The sequence below is a fragment of the Streptomyces sp. NBC_01515 genome, from assembly GCF_045040345.1.
Taxonomy (GTDB): domain Bacteria; phylum Actinomycetota; class Actinomycetes; order Streptomycetales; family Streptomycetaceae; genus Streptomyces.
Window position 1 is genome coordinate 8,703,747 of sequence record NZ_CP109416.1, and the last position, 19,126, is coordinate 8,722,872.

At 69.2% G+C, this 19,126-nt stretch carries 16 protein-coding genes; 8 read left to right on the top strand and 8 right to left on the bottom strand.

The window, feature by feature from the left end; all coding sequences use genetic code 11:
• The first annotated feature begins 68 nt into the window (after positions 1 to 68).
• Positions 69 to 1,181, top strand: a complete 1,113-nt coding sequence (locus OG407_RS38985) for an aminoglycoside phosphotransferase (RefSeq protein WP_405864620.1) — start codon at positions 69 to 71, stop codon at positions 1,179 to 1,181.
• Between the two features lie 129 nt (positions 1,182 to 1,310).
• Here OG407_RS38985 and OG407_RS38990 read toward each other — a convergent pair whose 3' ends face one another.
• Entirely contained in the window at positions 1,311 to 3,413 is a 2,103-nt protein-coding gene (locus OG407_RS38990; protein ID WP_405864622.1) for an autotransporter, read from the bottom strand.
• A 159-nt stretch (positions 3,414 to 3,572) separates the two neighbouring features.
• Here OG407_RS38990 and OG407_RS38995 point away from each other — a divergent pair, with 159 nt between their 5' ends.
• Entirely contained in the window at positions 3,573 to 4,985 is a 1,413-nt protein-coding gene (locus tag OG407_RS38995; RefSeq protein ID WP_405864624.1) for an RICIN domain-containing protein, read from the top strand.
• A gap of 8 nt (positions 4,986 to 4,993) precedes the next feature.
• Here OG407_RS38995 and OG407_RS39000 read toward each other — a convergent pair whose 3' ends face one another.
• Together OG407_RS39000 and OG407_RS39005 are read right to left on the bottom strand one after the other, a co-directional pair.
• Positions 4,994 to 6,067, bottom strand: coding sequence for a pectinesterase family protein (locus OG407_RS39000; RefSeq protein WP_405864626.1), 1,074 nt, complete (start codon positions 6,065 to 6,067; stop codon positions 4,994 to 4,996).
• Positions 6,068 to 6,254: 187 nt separating this feature from the next.
• A complete protein-coding gene (locus OG407_RS39005) occupies positions 6,255 to 7,934 on the bottom strand; it encodes a rhamnogalacturonan lyase B N-terminal domain-containing protein (protein WP_405864628.1) in 1,680 nt (559 codons plus the stop codon).
• 187 nt (positions 7,935 to 8,121) lie between these two features.
• Between OG407_RS39005 and OG407_RS39010 the strand changes: the two genes are divergently transcribed.
• The 3 genes from OG407_RS39010 (at position 8,122) to OG407_RS39020 (ending at position 11,669) form a co-directional block, all read left to right on the top strand.
• Positions 8,122 to 9,165, top strand: coding sequence for a rhamnogalacturonan acetylesterase (locus tag OG407_RS39010; protein ID WP_405864630.1), 1,044 nt, complete (start codon positions 8,122 to 8,124; stop codon positions 9,163 to 9,165).
• Positions 9,166 to 9,249: 84 nt separating this feature from the next.
• Positions 9,250 to 10,956 carry a DUF2264 domain-containing protein gene (locus tag OG407_RS39015; RefSeq protein WP_405864632.1) on the top strand — a complete coding sequence of 569 codons (1,707 nt, stop codon included), beginning with the start codon at positions 9,250 to 9,252 and terminating at the stop codon, positions 10,954 to 10,956.
• 290 nt (positions 10,957 to 11,246) lie between these two features.
• Positions 11,247 to 11,669 (top strand): NUDIX hydrolase, encoded by a 423-nt coding sequence (locus OG407_RS39020; RefSeq protein WP_405868830.1) that lies wholly within the window; start codon positions 11,247 to 11,249, stop codon positions 11,667 to 11,669.
• On the opposite strand, the gene OG407_RS39025 is transcribed toward OG407_RS39020, so the two are convergent.
• From OG407_RS39025 to OG407_RS39035, 3 genes are all read right to left on the bottom strand, one after another.
• Entirely contained in the window at positions 11,656 to 12,327 is a 672-nt protein-coding gene (locus OG407_RS39025; protein ID WP_405864634.1) for a hypothetical protein, read from the bottom strand. The genes OG407_RS39020 and OG407_RS39025 overlap by 14 nt on opposite strands.
• A 14-nt stretch (positions 12,328 to 12,341) precedes the next feature.
• Positions 12,342 to 13,538 carry a hypothetical protein gene (locus tag OG407_RS39030; RefSeq protein WP_405864636.1) on the bottom strand — a complete coding sequence of 399 codons (1,197 nt, stop codon included), beginning with the start codon at positions 13,536 to 13,538 and terminating at the stop codon, positions 12,342 to 12,344.
• A gap of 315 nt (positions 13,539 to 13,853) precedes the next feature.
• Positions 13,854 to 14,435: a TetR/AcrR family transcriptional regulator gene (locus OG407_RS39035; protein WP_405864638.1), complete on the bottom strand. Its 582-nt coding sequence runs from the start codon at positions 14,433 to 14,435 to the stop codon at positions 13,854 to 13,856.
• Between the two features lie 123 nt (positions 14,436 to 14,558).
• On the opposite strand from OG407_RS39035, the gene OG407_RS39040 reads away from it, so the two are divergent.
• From OG407_RS39040 to OG407_RS39050, 3 genes are all read left to right on the top strand, one after another.
• Positions 14,559 to 15,854, top strand: coding sequence for a YhgE/Pip domain-containing protein (locus OG407_RS39040; protein WP_405864640.1), 1,296 nt, complete (start codon positions 14,559 to 14,561; stop codon positions 15,852 to 15,854).
• Between the two features lie 74 nt (positions 15,855 to 15,928).
• Positions 15,929 to 16,561 carry an ArsR/SmtB family transcription factor gene (locus OG407_RS39045; protein WP_405864642.1) on the top strand — a complete coding sequence of 211 codons (633 nt, stop codon included), beginning with the start codon at positions 15,929 to 15,931 and terminating at the stop codon, positions 16,559 to 16,561.
• Entirely contained in the window at positions 16,558 to 17,829 is a 1,272-nt protein-coding gene (locus OG407_RS39050; RefSeq protein ID WP_405864644.1) for an MFS transporter, read from the top strand. The genes OG407_RS39045 and OG407_RS39050 overlap by 4 nt, the downstream gene beginning before the upstream one ends.
• 137 nt (positions 17,830 to 17,966) lie before the next feature.
• On the opposite strand, the gene OG407_RS39055 is transcribed toward OG407_RS39050, so the two are convergent.
• The gene (locus OG407_RS39055; protein WP_405864646.1) at positions 17,967 to 18,485 is read right to left on the bottom strand and encodes a hypothetical protein; all 519 of its coding nucleotides are present in this window, start codon (positions 18,483 to 18,485) and stop codon (positions 17,967 to 17,969) included.
• On the bottom strand, positions 18,482 to 19,051 hold the full coding sequence (locus tag OG407_RS39060; protein ID WP_405864648.1) for a SigE family RNA polymerase sigma factor: 570 nt from the start codon (positions 19,049 to 19,051) through the stop codon (positions 18,482 to 18,484). The genes OG407_RS39055 and OG407_RS39060 overlap by 4 nt, the downstream gene beginning before the upstream one ends.
• Positions 19,052 to 19,126 lie beyond the last annotated feature (75 nt).

A 19,126-nucleotide genomic window follows, 5' to 3' on the forward strand; every position in this document is an offset into this window, starting at 1 on the left:
AGCTGGCGAACGGTATGCCCGGAATACGGACACCTGGGGGATTCCTGAGGGGCGCTAGCCTTGCCCGCATGCTCGACATCGCGGCCACGGGGGCCGAAGCGCGCGAGGTCCTGGGTCACTCCGCCGGATCGGTCGGCGCGGCCACGCTCACCCACAACGCCAAGAACGGCGTCACCGCGGGCGTCTGGGTCATCACGGCGGGCGACCGCACGGCCGTCCTCAAGGTCCTCACCCGAAGCAAGGACGCCACCGGCCGCTGGGCCGCCTCCGACGACCCCCGCCACTGGAACTACTGGCTGCGCGAGGCGCAGGTCTACGACTCCGGGCTCGCGCAGAGCTGGCAGCCGTACGGCATCCGCGCGCCCCGGCTGCTCGCCCGGGTCGAACGGGCCGACGGGGACGTCGCGTTGTGGCTGGAGCACGTCCAGGGCGAGCCGGGCACCGCCTGGCCGCTGACCCGCCACATCGAACACGCCCGCCGTCTCGGCGCCGCGCAAGGAGCCGTATCCGTCCCCGACGAACCCTGGTTCTCCCACCGCTTCCTGCGCCAGTACGTCGGCGGCAACACGCTCGGCGAGGAACTCCTCGACGACGACGCGGCCTGGCAACAGCCCCTGGTCCGCGACCACTTCCCCGCCGGACTGCGCCACGACATGGTCCGGCTGCACCACGACCGCGAGTGGTTCCTGGACATCATGGAGGCCTTGCCGCGCGCCTTCAGTCATCTCGACCAGTGGCCCGCCAACGTCCGTTCGCAGGGCCCGGACAGCGTCCTGTTCGACTGGGCCTTCGCCGGCGACGGCGCCCTCGGCGAGGACCTCGGCAACTACCTCCCCGACTCCGTCTTCGACCTGTTCGTCCCGGCCGACCGCCTGCCCGGCTACGCGGCGCGGGCCTACGACGCGTATCTGCACGGCCTGCGGGAGTCCGGCAACCAGGTCGACGAACGGCTCGTACGCCTCGGGGTGTGCGCCTCCGCCGTGAAGTACGACTGGCTCACCGCCCTGATGCTGGCCCGCGCGAGCGAGAAGCAGGTGGACTACGGCGGTGAGCGCGGCGTCTCCGCGGAACTCCGGTATCGGGAGCGGGGGTTGACCCTCGCGTTCCTTGCCGGGTGGGCGGCGGAGGCGCGGGCGCTGGCCCCGCAGCTGGGGTTCCCGGAGGCGCCGAGCGGCCGCTAGGCAGTCCGTTGGTTCTGCCGCGATGTGCCGTCGTTTTGCTGCTGCGCCGTTGTGGCTGGTCGCGCCCGCGCGGCGGAGCCGCAGATCGACACAGCCCCGCGCCCCTTTGGGGCGCTGCCGAACCCGCGTCTACGCCGCGTGCTTCCCACCCCCGCGCCTGCCGCTACCCCGGGTGCGCTTGGTTGCCGGGACCAACAGGCCGCCCAGCAGGGCGAGTCCGAGTGCGTAGGGCCACCAGCCGAAGGCGTTGCTGTGGGCGGTGTTCGTCGTGCGGGCCTCGGCGAGCGTCGTCCCCGGCGAGGACGTGGGGTGAGTGCTGGGGGAGGGGCTGCTCGTGGTGGCGGTGGTCAGGACGACGTCGTTGCCGTCGCCGCCCCGGTAGCTGATGCGGTACGTCGTGTCGGCGAGCTTCAGCTTGCTGCCCTCGCGAAGTCCCGTGAAGGCGCCCGTCGTTGAGCCCTGACCCGTGTGGTCGAGGATCGTGACGGTCCGTGCGGGGTGCGTCCCGGCGGCCGAGAGGTCCAGGTCGCCCGCGAGGCTGACATTGCCTCCCACCTTCAACGGCTTGTCGCGCAGGACCAGTTCGCTCTTCGCGCTCTGCGTGTAGTTCCCGGTCACGGTGAGGCCGGTCGTCACCAGGCTGTCGTTCGTCACCGAACCCTTCACCGTGCCCACACCGGTTAGATCAGTCGACACACGCAGGCCCGCCGTGCCCACGTCCAGCCGTGCACCCGCCGAAGTGAGCCGGATCGCCCTGCTGTGGGCGAGAGTTGCGCCCGACCTGAGCGCCAGCGTGCCCTTGGAGACCGTTGTCGTCCCCGTGTACGTCACCGCCGTGCCCGTCAGCGTTGTCGTCGCGGCGCCGGACTGGACGAGGGACCCCTTGCCGCTGAAATGTGACACTTGGACGCCGAGTGTCACATTGCGCAGAACAAGGGTCCCGTCGTCCACGATCCGCCGCTGCTCGGTACCGGTCAGCAGCCCGCCGTCGCCGCCCGGCTTCCCGGACCCCAGCCGCAGCACCGCCCCCTTCTCCACGGTCGTGGACCCGTCGTAGTACTGCGTAGCCGCGAAGGTCACGTCGTTCCCGCGCGTCCCCGCGATGACGATGTCACCGGCGCCGGGCGCGGCCAGCGTGTCGTGGTACTTGCCGCCGCCGATCGGCGCACCCAGGGTGACCGGACCGTCGTAGTCGAAGGTCAGCTTGGACCGGACGCCGCTCGCCGCGTGGAGGTTGATGTAGACGGTGTCCTTCGTGCCCGGCATGAAGATCTGGTGGGTGGTGCCGTCTCCCCACTGGACGTTCGCGCCCTCGATGTTGGTGCCGCGCTTGTTCAACTGGTGGGCCATCGCATGCCAGTTGAGGTCCGGGTCGCTGAGTGACGGGTTGGTGTCGCCGCCCTGGTCGCTGTAGCTGTACTGGCCCGTGAGGACGACCTTGCTGCCCGGCCGGGAGTGGACGTTGACGTCGCTGCCGTACTCCCGTTGGTAGAAGTTCTGGCGCAGGGCGATCGTCTGGTACAGCGGGGTGTCGATGATCCAGGAGCCCTGGTTGAGGATCGCGCGGGCGTTGGGCAGGGCCACCGGGTACTCGGGGCGGCCGACCGCCATGCCGGTGCCGTTGTCAATGACCCCTGAAAATGGGTGAGTTCCGGCGAGGTCGAGGGTGCCCCACATGTTGCGGGGCTGCGTGACCAGGCCCGAGCCGCTGATCGTGCCGATGTTGAAGGTGCGGGTCAGGGAGAGGCGCAGGGTGCCGTCGACCCGGACGTTCAGCTCGTTGAGCTGGTAGCCGGGTGTGCCGTAGGGGAAGTGGCCGATCAGTCCGGTCCCACCACCCGTGCCGTACTGGAGAGTTGTGCCGCTCGCGACCGTGATCGCGGGCGGGTCCGGGTTGCTGACGGTCGTGTACGGGTGGTTGCCGCCCCGGGTGGTCACCTTCTGCCGCTGCCGGGACGCCGGGAGCGTGAAGTCGCTGTCCTTGGTGAGGATCAGCGTGCCGCCGCCGCGCACGGTCAGCGTGCCCTGGCCGCGGAACACCCCGTCGTACGTCGTCGTCCCGGACGGCACGGTGACCACCGTGTCGCCGGTGAGCGTGACATCGCGGTCCGCGAGGACGTCGGCGGTCGCGTCACGGGCGCCGGCGGCCGAGGCGGGGGGAGCGCCGACCAGGAGGGCGACGGTCGTGAGGGCGCCAATGGCGGCTGAGGTCTTGCGGGTTTGGCTGCGCACATCACTGGAGACGTGCGTCGGCGGCGGCGATAACAGAAATCTCGCGACAGTCTTTGTCACGCGCGACCCGTTGACCTTCCTGTAACACACCCTTACCTTTTCGGCGTTCGTAATGACAGATGACGTACGAAATCTCGAACCCCCTCCGAGAGGCGTCAGATGAGACGTGTGTACGCAATCCTCGTCGCCCTGTGCTGTGTGCTCGCCGCCGCACTGGCGACCGCGGGGCCGGCCCAGGCCGCGGCCCAGACCATCGCCAACGGCACGCAGTTCACGGACACTTCGGGCAACGCCGTGCACGCGCACGGCGGCGGGGTGATCAAGGTCGGCAGCTACTACTACTGGTTCGGCGAGGACCGCAACGCCGACAACACCTTCAACTACGTGGACGCCTACCGCTCCACCGACCTGAAGAACTGGGAGTTCCGCAATCACGTCCTGACCCAGTCCAGCGCCTCCGAGCTGGGCACCGCCTACATCGAGCGCCCGAAGGTCGTCTACAACGCGTCCACCGGCAAGTTCGTGATGTGGATGCACAAGGAGAACGGCGTCGACTACAGCGAGGCCAAGGCCGCCGTCGCCGTCTCCTCGACCGTGGACGGCAGTTACACCTACCAGGGCAGCTTCCAGCCGCTCGGCGACAACATGTCCCGGGACATCACCACGTTCGTCGACACCGACGGCACCGCCTACATGGTGTCCGCCGCCAACGAGAACTACGACCTGCACATCTACAAGCTCACCGCCGACTACACGGCCATCGACAGCCTGGTCGCCAACCCGTGGGTGGGCGGACACCGCGAGGCACCGGCCCTGTTCAAGCGCAACGGCGTCTACTTCATGCTGACTTCGGGTGCCACCGGCTGGAGTGCCAACCAGCAGCAGTACGCCACCGCCACCAGCATCACCGGCCCGTGGACCGCCTTCGCCAACGTCGGCGACTCGACCGCATACAACTCGCAGACCGCCTACGTCCTCCCGATCACCGGGACTTCGGGCACCTCGTACCTCTACATGGGCGACCGCTGGGGCAACTCCTTCGGCGGCACCGTCAACGACTCCCGTTACGTCTGGCTGCCGTTGACGTTCCCGACCACGACCTCGATGTCCATGGCGTCCTGGTACCCGGAGGTGTCGATCGACACGGCCGCCGGCACGATCAGCGGCACGAGCGCGACCTACAACACGCTCATCGCGCGGAACAGCAGCAAGTGTGCGGACGTGGCCAACCAGTCGCTGTGGCAGGGCATCGCGATCAGCCAGTACACCTGCAACAGCGGCACCAACCAGAAGTGGTGGTTCAAGGACCTCGGCACCGGCTACTACGAACTCGTGGGCCGGGGCAGCTCGTTGTGCCTCCAGGAGAACGCGGCGAACGTCACGCAGGAGAACTGCACCGGCGCCACCACCCAGCAGTGGAGCCTCACCACGTCCGGCAGTTACGTCCTCGTCAAGGCCGCGACGAGCGGCGAGTGCCTGGACGTGTCGGGCGCGTCCACCGCCAACTCCGCCGCGATCATCACCTACACGTGCAGCGGGGCGACCAACCAGCAGTGGACACGCGGTAGTTGAGGGCACCGTTACCGGACCGGATTCCAGCCGTCCGTGCCCGCCAGGTACTTCTGGGCCGTGTAGCCCGCGGCCTGGGAGTCGGTGAGCTGCGGGCGGTTGGAGTTCACCGTCGCGCCCGCGCCGGTGTTCCTGTACTCGAAGAAGCGGGCGTTCTTCCACGAGTAGCCGCTCATGTCCGTCCAGGGCCCGGCGACCTTCACGGCGGCGGGCAACGAGGTCTGGCGGACGACCAGTTGGCCCACCGCGTCCGCCGTCGGATGCCAAGGACGGCCCAGGTAGTACGTGTTGGCCGCCGCCGAGCTGGTCACCGAACTGCCGGTGACGAGGATGCCGTACGACTTCGCGGAGCTGGTGTTGGGCGCGGAGAGGAAGCCGTTGAGGCCGCCCGCAGCCGCGCCCGAGTTGCGCAGCTGGATGTTCACCCGGTCGTAGACGGCGGTGGCGTTGCCGAAGACGAAGTCCACGTCGCCGGTGATGAACGACGAGTAGAAGTACTGCCGGTACTGACCGGCCGACGACGGCGACCAGTTGAGGACGGTGTCCTGGCGGCTGATGAACCGGTCGTTGGTGAACGTCTGCCGGTCGCCCTGTGCGGTGATCGCGACGGCCTGCGTGTCCGTGATCTCGGGGTGGGCCGTCTTGTCGAAGGTGTTCTGGACGGTGATCCCGGTGACGGTGAGGCCGCTCGCCGAGAAGGTCGCGACCGAACTGCCCAAAGTCCCGTACTTGTTGCCGCCGGCATCGGTGTAACCGGCGGCCCGGTCATAGGTGATGACGACGTCCTCGGCGTTGCCGGTGGCGCCCTGGACGGTCAACCCCGTCTTGCTCACCGGCACGTTGACGATCTCGGCGTACGTGCCCTTCGCGACGGAGACGGTGTCACCGGCGGCGGCCGCGTTCACGGCGGCCTGCACGGTCGTGAAGCGGCCCGAACCGTCCTTGGCGACGGTGATGACGGTGGCGGCCCGCGCCTGGGTCACCAGCGACACCGCGACCAGCCCGAGGGCGGCCGCGGCACCGGTCGCCACGGCGGCGGCCCGGCGCCGGGCGGGGGAGCGGCGGTGCGTGTTCGGCTCTGTCATGCCTTCAAGTCGCCGTCCCCTGCCCGGAGGTTGCCGCTCAGCAGACTGGTCGAAGTCAACCGCGGTTCGGCAGCGCCCAGTAGGGGCGCGGGGCCGTATCGATATGCGGCTCCGCCGCGTGGGCGCGACCAGCCACGATGGCGCCGCACACGATCGACGGCATTTCGCGGCACTTCCCGCGGAGCGACTACGCCAGCAGATCGATCGCGTCGACCGACGTACCGGCACTCAGGAACGACGTCGTCCCCGAGCCGCTCGCGACATAGATCTTCAGCGTGTTGTACGCGCTCGCGTCCGTCAGCCAGGCGGACGCCGGAACGCTGTACGTGAACGTGTTGTTGTTGCCCCGGTACGAGCCCACGGTCAGCGACCGGGTGCTCGGCTGGGTCGGCGGCGAGGGGACGGCCGAGGTCCAGGTGTCGTTGACGACGACCTGCGGGCGGCCGTTCGCGTACGCCGTCGTCACCCCGATGCGCAGCGTGTGCGCGGCGGCCGACTGGGCGGCCGTCAGCTTGAAGTACACGATGATGCCGCTGTTGACGTCCTTCCACAGATAGCAGGGGAACCCCGAGGTCTCCGTCCCGCTGCCGACGACGACATTGCCGGTCCAGGACGCGGCCCGTAGGTCCGAGGGATGCGCGTACGTCATCAGGTCCGCGTTCTTGAACCCGCTCGGCGAACCGTCCCAGTTGCCGATCCGCCAGATCGCGCTCGCGTTCGACGGATCGTTCGAGGAGGGGATCGCGATGCTGTTCAGCGTCGTCGTCCCGCCCGCCGTGACCGCCACCGACCCGGTGTAGACGGCGAGTTCACCCTTGAACACCGTCAGTGTGTACGTCCCCGCCAGCACCCCCGCGATCGAGAAGTAGCCGTCCGAGGCCCGCGCCGAACCCCAGTACTGGGCAGCCGAGTTGGCGAGCCCGACCGTGTACGCGTACGCCGTGTCGCGCCCGGTGATGCCCACGCCCGCGACGCGGCCCCGCGAACTCGCCGCCGTATAGCCGGAGATGCCGAGCGAATCGGCCCACGAGGTGGTGAGGTTGGCGTGGTACAGCGAGGAGGAGGGCGCGCCGCCGTCGGTGAGCGCGATGACGTACGGGCCCTGGAGGCCGAAGCGTTGGGCCTCCGTCTGGTTCTCGCCGTAGTACAGGATCTCGTACAACCCGCCGCCGTCCGCGCTCTGATGGCGCAGCAGCGAGCGGTAGAACGGGCCGCCGGAAGCCTTCTCGTGGTTGCTGCGCACGACCCAGAGGCCGACGCTGCCGGTGGTCCAGCCGACGTAGTCGTAGTCGACGACCCGGTTCTTCGAGTAGTGCTTGGAGCGGGTCTGGCCGTCGGACTTCTCGAAGACGTCGGCGGACTCGATGGTGGTCGGCGCGTAAGTGTAGGAATCCGGCTCGTCGTTGAGGAACAGGCCGGCCTTGACGCGCACGATGTAGCGGGTCGCGCTGACCGACGTGTCGGCCTTGTTCGTCCACAGGTAGACGTTGTTCTCGCCGCTGCGGGCCGCGTAGTAGTGCTTCAGCGCGCCGTACGCGACGGAGATCAGGATGGTCGAACCCGACTGCGCGATCGTCACGGTGGAGGTGCCGAGGCCGGACTCGACATGCGAGTTCTTGCCGCCGTAGCCCTGGTACTCGGTGCCCTTGTAGACCAGCGAGGTCAGATCGCCGTTCGTCTTGCTGACCTTGAAGACCAGGCTCGCGCCGGTGTCGACGACGTAGTTCGAACCGTCGTCGGTGTAGCCGAAACTCGCGGCGGACGCGCTCTCGGCGAGCGGCCCGGCGAGCGCCGCCGAACCGGCCGTGGCCGCTGCGCCGAGGACGAAGGTGCGGCGGCGAACCGGTCTGTTCACAGAACCGGACATGGGGGTGCCTCCTTCGGGAGGGTGGGGGTGCGGGTGCTTGGAGGGTGGCAGTTGAATCGATTTCGCGAAAGGGCTTTCGCAGCCTTGGAGTTGGAGATGAAGTGAAATCTGCCGCAGGTCTAGAAAGCGCTTGTCCATAGCGGTACGGTCCACCGCCAGGCCTTGTCGTCGGACGGAGGAGCCGCGAATGAGACGTTTCAACATCGCCCTGCTGGCCGCACTGACCCTGAGCACCGCCCTCTCGACCGCACCCGCCCAGGCACACGACCGCACACCCCCGCTCGGCCTCGCCAACTGCACCGCCACCGCCTGCCACTTCGACGTCCCGCCCGGCACCTACGACGTCACGGTCCGCCTCGGCGGCGAGAGCGCGGCGAGTACGGCCGTCAGCGGCGAGACCCGGCGCTCCCTGCTCCCCGAGACGGCCACGGCGGCCGGTCGCACGGTGACCCGCGGCTTCACGGTGAACGTCCGTACGCCCGAGGGCGAACCCACCGGCCCCGACGGCACCCCCGGCCTCGACCTCACCCTCGGCGGCACGGCCCCCGCACTCGCCGACATCCGCGTCACCCCGGCCCACCACCCCCGCCAGCTCATCCTGATCGGCGACTCCACGGTCTGCGACCAACCGGGCGACCCGTACTCCGGCTGGGGCCAACAGCTCCCGCAGTTCCTGCGCAAGGGCGTGTCCGTCGCCAACTACGCGGATTCCGGGGAGAGTACGGTCACCTACCTGGAGAATCCCTTGCTGTGGGGGACAGTTCAGCCGCTGATCCACCCCGGCGACCTGGTCCTCGTCCAGCTGGCCCACAACGACAAGACGACCGACGAGGCCACGTATCGCGCGAACTTGGAAACCCTCGTACGGGGTATCCGTGACAGGGGAGGTCGTCCCGTCCTCGTGACACCGATCGTCCGACGCTGGTTCAATGCCGACGGCACACTGAACAACAACACAGCGCTGCTGGTGAACGGACTCGGCGTCGACCTGCCGGGCGTCGTCCGCTCGGTCGCCGCCGCCGAGGGGGTAACGCTGATCGACCTCACGGCGCAGACCAAGGCGCTGGTGGAATCGCTGGGAGTGGAAGGCTCCAAGGCCATCTACCTCTACAACGAGAAGAAGGACAACACGCACACCTCCGCGCACGGAGCCACCGTGTACGCGGGTCTGGTCCGCGACGCACTCGTCGCCCGGCATCTGCTGCCGGAGGACCGGGTACGAGTGGGGTGAGACCCGAAAGACCCCTGGGGCGTTCCGACCGGAACCGGGGCGCCCCAGGTTCCACTCTCCCGCCGTGCGTGTGAAAGCGAGCCGATGCAACTCCCTGCCGACGACCGCGCGTTGAGCCCCCGCACCGGCTACACCCGGGCCCACTGGGAAACGGCAGCCGACACCCTCCTCGCGGCGGTGGAGCCGTACGCCACCGAGGACCGCGCGCTCTACCACCTCCCCGGCACGCACACCAGCTGGTCCGGCAGGCTCTCCGACGGCCTGGAGGGCTACGCCCGCACTCTGCTGCTGGCTGCCTTCCGCCGCGACGAGACGGCACTGGAGCGCTACGCGGACGGCTTGGCGGCAGGCGTCGCGGGCGTCTGGCCGAGCATCGAGGACCGCAGCCAGCCCCTGGTCGAGGCGGCCTCGATCGCCCTCGCCCTGCGCCTGACCCGCCCCCTCCTCTGGGACCGCCTCGACGACCCCGTACGACAACGCGCCGCTGCCTGGCTCGCGGACGCCCTCACCGCCGAACCCTGGCCCTGCAACTGGGAGTTGTTCCCCGTCACGGTGGGCGGCTTCCTCCAGGAGATCGGTTACGAGCCCGACGCCTCCCGCAAGGCCGTCGACCGGGGCCTGTCGCGCATCGAGGACTGGTACGTCGGCGACGGCTGGTACACCGACGGCGACGGCCGCAAGTTCGACTACTACAACGGCTGGGCGATGCACCTCTACCCGGTCCTGCACGCCTGGCTCGCCGACGACCCCAGCCTCCTCGACCTCTACGGCGGCCGCCTGGAACGCCATCTCGCCGACTACGCCCGTCTGTTCGGCGGCGACGGCGCGCCGATGCACCAGGGCAGATCGCTGACGTACCGCTTCGCGACGACGGCTCCGCTGTGGCTGGGGGCGCTGACGGGCCGTACGCCGTTGCCGCCGGGGGAGACGCGACGGCTGGCGTCGGGCGCGCTGAAGTACTTCCTGGAGCGCGGGGCGGTCAACTCCGACGGGCTGCTCACCCTCGGCTGGCACGGCCCCAACGAGGCTGTCCTGCAAGGCTATTCGGGCCCCGTGTCCCCGTACTGGGCCAGCAAGGGCTTCCTCGGCCTGCTCCTCCCACCGGACCACGAGGTGTGGACGGCGGTCGAGGAACCCGGCCCGGCGGAGCGGGCGGACGCGGTCACTGGGGTCGTCCCCGCCAACTGGCTGCTCCAGTCCACCAGTTCGGACGGCTTGGTCCGCCTCCACAACCACGGCAGCGAGGACGTCCGCTACGACCCGTACTACACGCGCCTCGCCTACTCCACGGTCACGGTGCCCTCGCCGTCGTACGACAACAGCGTGCTCCTCGGCGGCGATCCGAGCCGTACGGAGATCGTGCCGTTGGGGGTGGGGGAGGGGTGGGTCGCTTCCCGGCACACGGCGGCTTCCGGGGCCCGGGTGGTCAGCCTGGTGGTGGCCGAGGGGGCGGTGGAGGTGCGGGCCCATCTGGTGGTGGGCGCGGGTGAGGGGACGCCGGTCCGGGTCACGGGGTGGTCGGCGGGGGATGGGCTGGACGCCGAACTCACCTCCTTGTACGGGCTGTTGGACGGTGAAGGTGTCGTCGGTGACGGGCCCACCCTGTTCGTCGCGCTGGCCCGGCTCACCGGGGAGCCGGACCCCCGTCCCCTCGCGGAACTGGTGTCCGTGGAGGTCGACGGGGATCACGGCGTCTCCGTTCAGTGGGCCGACGGCAAGCGGACGGACTTCCGGTTCACGGACTCAGCTGGGCGATCCGGAGCATCGTCGTGGTCGGTGACGCCCCGTTGAGCGGGGTCGCGTAGGTCGGGGTGACGGGGGCGTAGGCCCGGGTCAGGGTGCCGTTCTTCAGGACCGCTATGCCGTTCGCCGTCTTGCGTTGGTCATGTCCCCGAGTCGCCGCTGGTGCGGGGGAGGTTGCCGTCGAGCCGCGCGAAATATGGGGAGGTCAGTGGTCCGGCGGCGTCCGGAGGTGAGACCGGCTCCACAGCCGGGGCGGGCCGATCCTGGTACGTTGGATGCCTTCCTGGGTATCAGACCCTTTGGACTCATCACCGGCGAGGGACCGAGGAACCATGGCCATGGACCCCGGCGACAAGCGACTGGCGGCGGCCGTCGTGATGGACGACGACGGACGCGTGCTTCTGGTGCGCCGGAGTGCCACCGAGAGGTTCCTGCCGCGGGTGTGGGGCGTTCCGTGCGGGAAGCTGGAGCCGGGCGAGCGGTCCGAGGACGGTGCGCTGCGGGAGCTGAAGGAAGAGACCGGGCTCCTCGGCGAGATCGTCCGCAAGATCGGCGAGTCGTCCTTCGTGAGCGAGTACCGGGGCCGCGAGACCAAGAACTGGCAGCACAACTTCCTTGTCAGGCCGCTCACTTGGGAGATCACCCTCCCCGAGCCCGACCAGGCGTATCTCTGGCTCCCGCCCTCCGGACTCGCCGACGCGGGCATCGACATCGACGCGTACAACCTCGACGTCGTACGACAGGCCCTCACGAACTTCTGAGCGACTCCGCCAGATTGTTCAACGCGCCCAGATACTCCGGCACTTCGAGCGGTACCTTCGCCACCGCCCCCGGATGCGGGCCCGCCGCCGTGAACACGTCGGTGTGGCGCCGCCGTTCGGCCCCCGTCTCCAGGAACAGCGTCACGGTCGGCACGTCCGTGTCGCACCAGGCCCGGTGCAGGGTATGCGCCGGGAGGGCGTAGGCGCTGCCCGCCGCGTACTGGCCCGTGTGGGTCAGCCGCAGCCGTGCCGGTCCCGTCGGCCGCAGCCGCCAGTCGGCGCCGCGCTCGGCCAGGGACTCCTCGTACCGGTCCGCCGTGATGCCGCCGTCGCCCCGCGCCTCGTACAACTCCATGGCGAGCCGGCCCCGGACCACGTAAGAGGCAAGCGGGGAACGGTGGTTGTGAATGTCCTCCGCGCCGATCGCCGTCGCGCCGGGATGCCAGAGGTGCGCGCGCAGCATGTGGCGGGGGCCGCCGTCGATCAGCAACAGCTTGTCGAAGCCCAGGACATGACGGTACGACAGCCCGGCGCAGGTCTCCGGATCGCCCTCACCGGAGGCCAGTTCGGCGATTAGCTCCAACAGGCGGTCGGGGGAGCCCAGTTCGGCGACGACCGCGCGGGCCGCGGTCACCGTGTCGTGGACTCCTGCGCTCACTCGCCGACTGAGGATCACGCAGGCTTTGGCTGAGTATCCGGCTGGTACATCCACGCGGCATGAGCCCGCAGTGCTGAAAGTCCCTGGTAGGTCATCCAGATGGGGTGTCGCATTTCCTCGTTCACCGTGAAAGAGGATCCGTCCAGGTTCCAGGACCAGATACCGTCGTTCTGCGCCGCCCACACTGCCGTCGCGGCACCGTTCAGACGCTCCAACCAGTTCTCCTCAAGGCCATCCTGTCGTGCGATCTCCTGGGCACTCGGTGTGAGCAGTGCGCGCACGATCCAGGAGGCGGTGAAGTGCCGTACGCCCAGGACCTCGGTGTGCAAGGAATCGTCCGAGTGCCGCCGCCGCACTTCCTCCCTCACGTTTGCCAGGTCGGCGCAGTTGTCGTGGGCGGTCGCGGGGCAGGCCAGTAGCCAGCGCACCCCGTCCTCGCGCGCCGAACGCTCGGCGGGTCCCTCACCCAGGACTCGGGTCGCCCGGTCCAAGGCGACCACGGCCTGTGCCGTGTGCAGTGAGGAGGGCCGGGCGGGGTGCGGAGCCCAAGGCAGTGTCGTGAGCCGGTGGCCCCAGCAGCGCCGGTGTTGGCGTTGTGGGTCGGTGAGCGCACCGTCGACAAGGACGCTGCGCAGCACAGGCAGCGTCGGCGCTTCGGGTGCCGCGCGAAGCAGCCCCCGTATCACAGTGGTGACGACATGAGTCAATGCTCTTCCCGTGCCGTCGAGTTCAAGGGTGAAGCCGGCCTCGCAGCGCGCCACCTCGTCCGCCAGCCGCTCCCGCGACGCACCCGCCCGAGCCAACGCACCCAGGACCATGGCTGTTATCTCCGGGCGGGCCACAGATCCCTGCATCTGGGCCGACCAGCCGCCGCCTTGCAGCCGCAGCCGCCACAGAGTGTCGATGAGGTCGCCGGTGTGCACCCGCCCGTCCGGCATACCCAGATCCAGCACGGTGTGCAGCCCGTACGCCGTGGCCAACGCGGTGGGATGTGCCTGGGGTTCCGGTTCCTGGAAGGCATGCTGCCACCCGACAAGTCGGCCCCGGATCGGGTCGTCGACCACAACGACCTTGGCGGCGAGGGCATCGTATGCGGATGCGAACACCTTCGGCAGCGGGCCGGGTGCGGTCGGAACGAGGGGAGGAAAGGTGGCGACCGGCGAGGGCGCGGCCGTACGGACTCGGAGCAGGGCTGCCGCCAGCCAGGTCATCCCGGCGGTGGCTAACCCGCTCAGCCCGGATATCAGATACTTGGCAGGCTCATTGTCGATCGAGTCGGGCAGCACTGCGAACAGAAACTGGAAGACCGCGTATCCGGCGGCCACACACCCAAACCGGCCCAACCAGCTTAGGAAACTTGCTGGTGGGTCGGGCTCGGATGCTCCGGAGGTTCTCAAGGGACCTATTCCCAGCCGCTGTTGAGACACAGTGCGCTTCCTCCCCCAGGGTGGCACGTGACCTTCGCGAAGATTCCAGTCTAAGTGGTGAGCATGCCAACTGGGCGCGGACCGGAACCGGCGTCTCCGTCACCGTAGTTGACCCTCGCGCGGCCAGTGCGTCAGCGCCACGTGCAGCGCGTCGACCGCACGCTCCCAGGAGCGCTGTACGTCCCGGGGCGCGCCGAACCCTCCGCTTGACTCCAGCGCGCAGAAACCGTGGAACGTACTCCTCAACAGCCGTACGGCGTCGGTGAGATCGGGTTCCTCCAGGCCGTAGGCGCGCAGCATGCCGTAGGTGATCTCGGCGGTGCGGCGCAGGGCGGGGGAGTCGGCGATCAGGGACTGGTCGACGCGGATCTGGGTGGCCGCGTACCGGCCGGGGTGCTCCAGGGCGTAGGCCCGGTACGCGTCCGCGAAGGCGCCCAGCGCCTCCCGGCCCGTGCGGTCGGCGACCGCGACGGCGATCCGGTCGATCAGCTCGCCGCCCGCCAGGAACGCGACCCGGGTGCGCAGATCCTGGAGGTTCCGGACGTGCGAGTACAGGCTCGCGTCCTTCACACCGAAGCCACGGGCCAGCGCGGACAGGCTGACGTTCTCGAAACCGACCTCGTCGGCGAGGTCGGCGGCGGCCACCACGACACGGTCGGCGGTCAGTCCCGCGCGTGCCACGACCCACCACCTCTCCTCTGACCTGCGACGACTGGAACCCCTAGGACAATAGCCAATAACAAGTGGGGCGCCCGGCGCGTTTCACCGCGGTCGTCACCGGACTCCGGCAGCAGACTTCCCACCATGGACGACGACTCCGGCACCCCCGCCCCCACCGGCACCCCCGCCCCTACGGGCCTGCGCGCCACCGCACTCCTCGGCCGCCCCAAACTGTGGCTCATCCCCACCGTGCTCACCGGCCTGCTCGCATTCCTGCTGTCCCTCCTCTACATGGGCGGCATCGTCAACCCCAACCGCGAACTGCACGACCTCCCCATCGCCCTCGTCAACAGCGACACCGGAAAACCACTCACCGGCCAGCAGCAGAACCTGGGCACCCAGATCACCCACTCCATCGTGACCAACTCCGGTAGCCGCGCGGCCGGTTGGCGCCAGCTCACGAGAGCCCAGGCCCAGGACGAACTCGACGCCGGCAAGGTCTACGGCGCCCTGGTCATCCCCGCCGACTTCACGAACTCCGTCGCCGCGCTGACCACCACGAACGCCACCGCCCGCCCGACCATCACCGTGCTGACCAACCCCGGCAAGGGCAGCCTCGGCTCCTCCCTCGCGAGCAAGATCTCCTCCACGGCGGCTCAGCAGGCCTCGCTCACCATCGGCAAGCAGCTCAGCGCGGCGGCCACGAAGGCCGACTCCACGCAGAAGCTGCTGCTCGCGGACCCGGTGCGGATCGCCACCCAGGTCGGCCACCCCATCGGCGGCAACAGCGGCATCGGCCTGACCGCCTTCTACTACACCCTGCTGCTGGTCCTGGCCGGATTCATGGGCGGCAACGTCATCAGCAACGGCGTCGACACCGGCCTCGGCTACGCCGACAACGAGATCGGCCCCTGGCACACCCGCCGCCCCACCGTCCCCATCAACCGCACCCAGACGCTGCTCCTGAAGATGGTCATGACGGCCGGCATCACCCTCCTCAGCGTCTCCCTGATCATGCTCGCGAGCGTCAGCATCCTCGGCATGGACGCGACCCACATCCCGCTCCTGTGGATCTACTCCTACTGCGCCGCCCTCGCCGTCGGCCTCGGCGTCCAGGCCATCAACGCCGCGTTCGGCGGAATCGGCCAGCTGGTCTCCATGTTCGTGTTCATCGTCCTGGGCCTCCCCTCTTCCGGCGCGACCGTCCCCCTCCAGGCCGTCCCCGGCTTCTACCGCTTCCTCTCCCACTTCGAGCCCATGCGCCAACTCAGCGACGGCGTAAGGGCGATCCTCTACTTCGACGCCCGCGGCGACGCGGGCCTCACGCGCGCGTGGACCATGATCGGGGTCGGCACGGCGATCGGCCTGCTCTTCGGCTTCGCGATGGTCCAGTACTACGACAGGAAGGGCCACAAGCGCCTGACGCCACAGCCGGCTTGAGGCACCGCACCCTCAACTGGCTCAGGCGATCCGAGAGTTGACTCTCAGGCTTTCTGAGAGAACACTCTCAGACCATGGATTCCGGCAACCGTTTCGGCGACCTAGAGATATCCGACCCCAAGGCCATGCGCGCGCTGGCACACCCCGTGCGGCTCGCGATCCTCGAACGCCTCCAGCGCCACGGCCCCGCCACCGCCTCCCGCCTCTCCCCGCACGTGGGCGCCACCCCGTCCGTCACCAGCTGGCATCTGCGCCATCTCGCCGGCTTCGGCCTGGTCCGCGACGCGGAGGGCGGGACGGACCGGCGGGAGCGGCGGTGGGCGGCGGTGGCGCGGGGCTTCCGGTTCGAGGCGCCGGAGGATCCGGCGGACGAGGAGGGCCGTTCGGCGGCGCGGGTGCTGACCGGCGAGATGTTCGCGCGCAACGCCGAACTGCCCCTGCGCTGGCTGATGGACACGGCGCCCGAACTGGAGCCGGAATGGACCAGGCTCGCCGGGGCGAACAACACCCGGATCGTGGTGACGGCGGATGAACTGGCCGTGCTGCAGGACGCGTTCGAGGAACTGATCGCGCCGTACGTCGTCCGCGAACCGGACCGGCGACCGGCGGACGGCCGGGGTGTCCGCCTGCTGATGTACGCGTTGCCGGAATCGCCAGGTCCCGGGAACGAGGACGGCGAGAAGACGACGACGGACCTACCGGAGTGAAGGGGGGATCGCTGTGGCGTGACCGCCGCTTCGTACGCTTCTGGTGCGGCCAGTCCATCTCCCAGTTCGGCGACCGGATCTCCGAACTGGCCTTACCTTTCATGGCGGTTGGCGCGCTGCACGCCTCCGCGAACCAGGTCGCCCTGCTGACCGCGCTGGTCTGGACGCCGAACCTCCTGGGCCTGTTCCTGGGTGCCTGGGTGGACCACCGCCCCGCCAAACGCCGGCTCATGCTGCTCGCGGACGTGATCCGGGCCGCCGTACTGCTGTCGCTCCCGATCGCCTACGCCCTCGACACGGTGACGCTCGGTCAGCTGTACACGGTGGCCGTGCTGACCGGAATGGCGGCGGTCGTCTTCAACACGGCGTACTCGTCCTTCTTCGCCCACCTCGTACCGGCGGAGTCGTACGTCGAGGCGAACAGCAAGCTCAGCGCGAGCAGATCGGTGTCCTTCATCGCAGGCCCCGCGATCGGCGGCGTCCTGGTCCAGGCACTGACGGCACCGGTCGCGGTGATCGCGGACGCGCTGTCGTTCGTGGCGTCGGCAATCCTGGTCGGACGTACGAGAGTTGACGAACCAGTTCCCGTTCCCGTTCCTACGACGTCGACCGGCCCCTCGCTGCTACGGCGTGCGCGAGAGGGCCTGACCTTCGTGATCCACGAGCCGGTGATGCGAGCGGGCCTCCTCTGCGCGACGACCGTCAATTTCTTCACGTTCCTGTCGGGCACCGGCCTGCTCGTCCTGTTCGCCGACCGGGTCCTCCAACTGTCGCCCGGCGCCATCGGGTTGGCGTTCGGCGTGGGCGCGACGGGCGGTCTCCTCGGCGCGGTGGCGTCCCCCGCGATCGCCCGCCGGATCGGCATCGGCCGCAGCATCGTCGTAGGGGCCGTCCTTTTCCCGGCCCCCTTCGCCCTCATCGCGGCGGCTACCGGCCCGACCTGGGCCCGCCTCGGTACCCTGGGCGCAGCCGAGTTCCTCTCCGCCTTCGGCGTGATGCTCCTCGACGTCAACCTCAACTCCCTCCAGACATCGGTGGTCCCCGACGGCCTCCGCAGCCGCGTGGCGGGCGCGTACAGCACGGTCAACTACGGGGTACGTCCGCTGGGGGCGCTGATCGGGGGCGAGTTGGCCACACTGGCGGGCCTGAGAGTGACCCTTACGGTCGCGGCGGTCGGGGGCGCGATGTCGGCGCTGTGGTTGCTGGCTTCGCCGATACCGGGGATACGGGAATTGCGGCATGCGCAGGTCGAATCAAGGCAGGAGTGATTGAGGTCGCCGGTGATGATCTGAAGTGAGGCCGGTCGCCAAAGGCATTGCGCCGTACCGGTCGTCAGCGGTTCGGCCGGTCCTGAGCGGCTCGCGCGCGCACGCCCAGGGCCGGGGGTCCTACCCGGTCAACTCTCTCAGCCCGCGCAGAGCTTCACGTTCACGGTGTCGCCCGTTTTCACGATCTTCGGGGCGTGCGGAGTGACCTCGACGACCGTGGCCTGCTTGCAGCCGGGGCTCTTGGTCTTGAGGATCGTGCCGAGCTTGATGCCGGCCTTGAGGAATTGCCCCTTGGTCGTGCGCAGGTCCGTGCCCGTGAAGTCGACGGCGACGGGGCCTCCCCCCTTGCCGAAGTCCAGCAGCAGGATGGCCTTCTTGTAGTCGGAACCCTTGGTGGTCGCCGTGGTCATGGGCTTCTCCGCCGTCGTCGGCGAGGTGCCGCCCGTCATGGACGCCAGTGCCGTGCCGCCGCCCGCCACGATGAGGGCGGTGGCGACACCGGCGATGAGGGTGGCGCGCCTGCGGCGGGTGCGGTGGACCATGCCGGTCGTGTCGAAGGCCGGTGAGTCGGTGGAGTGCGCGAAGTCGTTCATGGCGTTGATCAGTTCCTCTTCGAAGGGTGTGCAGCCGGAGGAACGCTGGTCGTGCGAACTCATCGGGTTCCTTCCGTGAGCTGCTGCGATGAAGGGGCGGAGAGTGCGGGAAACTGGCTTCTCAACCGGTTGATTCCACGGGCCAGTTGGGAGCGGACGGTGCTCGGCGAGATCTTCAGGTCGGCAGCAATCTCGGCGTCGGACAGATCGTGGAAGTACCGCAGCACCACCACCGTCCGCATCCGCATGGGCAGTTGCTGAAGAGCACGCACCAACTGGTCCCGGCTGTCGATCCGTCCGTACTCGTCGCCCGGCGCGGCCGGGTCGCCGTCCACCGGGTGCTGAGCCGTACGGCGGAAGCGTCGCCAACGGTCGTTGGCGAGGTTGACCATGATCCGCCGCACGTACGCGTCCGGGGCGTCCTTGGCGCTGATCGTGCGCCACTTGCGGCAGACCCGCTCCAGGGTCTCCTGGACCAGATCCTCCGCCGCGTCGCGACTGCCCGTCAGGACCAGCGCGCCCCGGAACAGCGCGGCCGACCGGGCGGCGACGAATCCATGGAAGTCCCCCTCCATCGACCCAACTCCGTTGCGCCCCGCGCCCGTTGCCCACTTGGCTGCCAGATCCACACGCTCCTCCCTTCCTGTCACCCCTCCTCGACGGGGAAACGGGCGGATCTGCTGCACGGCCTCTCTGAGACCTGG

What these genes read in the sequence shown, in the direction of transcription:
- OG407_RS39015 (WP_405864632.1), top strand. Translation starts at nt 9,250, where the DNA reads ATGCAACTCCCTGCCGACGACCGCGCGTTGAGCCCCCGCACCGGCTAC.
- OG407_RS39005 (WP_405864628.1), bottom strand. Translation starts at nt 7,934, where the DNA reads ATGTCCGGTTCTGTGAACAGACCGGTTCGCCGCCGCACCTTCGTCCTC.
- OG407_RS38985 (WP_405864620.1), top strand. Translation starts at nt 69, where the DNA reads ATGCTCGACATCGCGGCCACGGGGGCCGAAGCGCGCGAGGTCCTGGGT.
- OG407_RS39045 (WP_405864642.1), top strand. Translation starts at nt 15,929, where the DNA reads ATGGATTCCGGCAACCGTTTCGGCGACCTAGAGATATCCGACCCCAAG.
- OG407_RS39030 (WP_405864636.1), bottom strand. Translation starts at nt 13,538, where the DNA reads ATGACCTGGCTGGCGGCAGCCCTGCTCCGAGTCCGTACGGCCGCGCCC.
- OG407_RS39000 (WP_405864626.1), bottom strand. Translation starts at nt 6,067, where the DNA reads ATGACAGAGCCGAACACGCACCGCCGCTCCCCCGCCCGGCGCCGGGCC.
- OG407_RS39055 (WP_405864646.1), bottom strand. Translation starts at nt 18,485, where the DNA reads ATGAGTTCGCACGACCAGCGTTCCTCCGGCTGCACACCCTTCGAAGAG.
- OG407_RS39020 (WP_405868830.1), top strand. Translation starts at nt 11,247, where the DNA reads ATGGACCCCGGCGACAAGCGACTGGCGGCGGCCGTCGTGATGGACGAC.
- OG407_RS39010 (WP_405864630.1), top strand. Translation starts at nt 8,122, where the DNA reads ATGAGACGTTTCAACATCGCCCTGCTGGCCGCACTGACCCTGAGCACC.
- OG407_RS38995 (WP_405864624.1), top strand. Translation starts at nt 3,573, where the DNA reads ATGAGACGTGTGTACGCAATCCTCGTCGCCCTGTGCTGTGTGCTCGCC.
- OG407_RS39040 (WP_405864640.1), top strand. Translation starts at nt 14,559, where the DNA reads ATGGACGACGACTCCGGCACCCCCGCCCCCACCGGCACCCCCGCCCCT.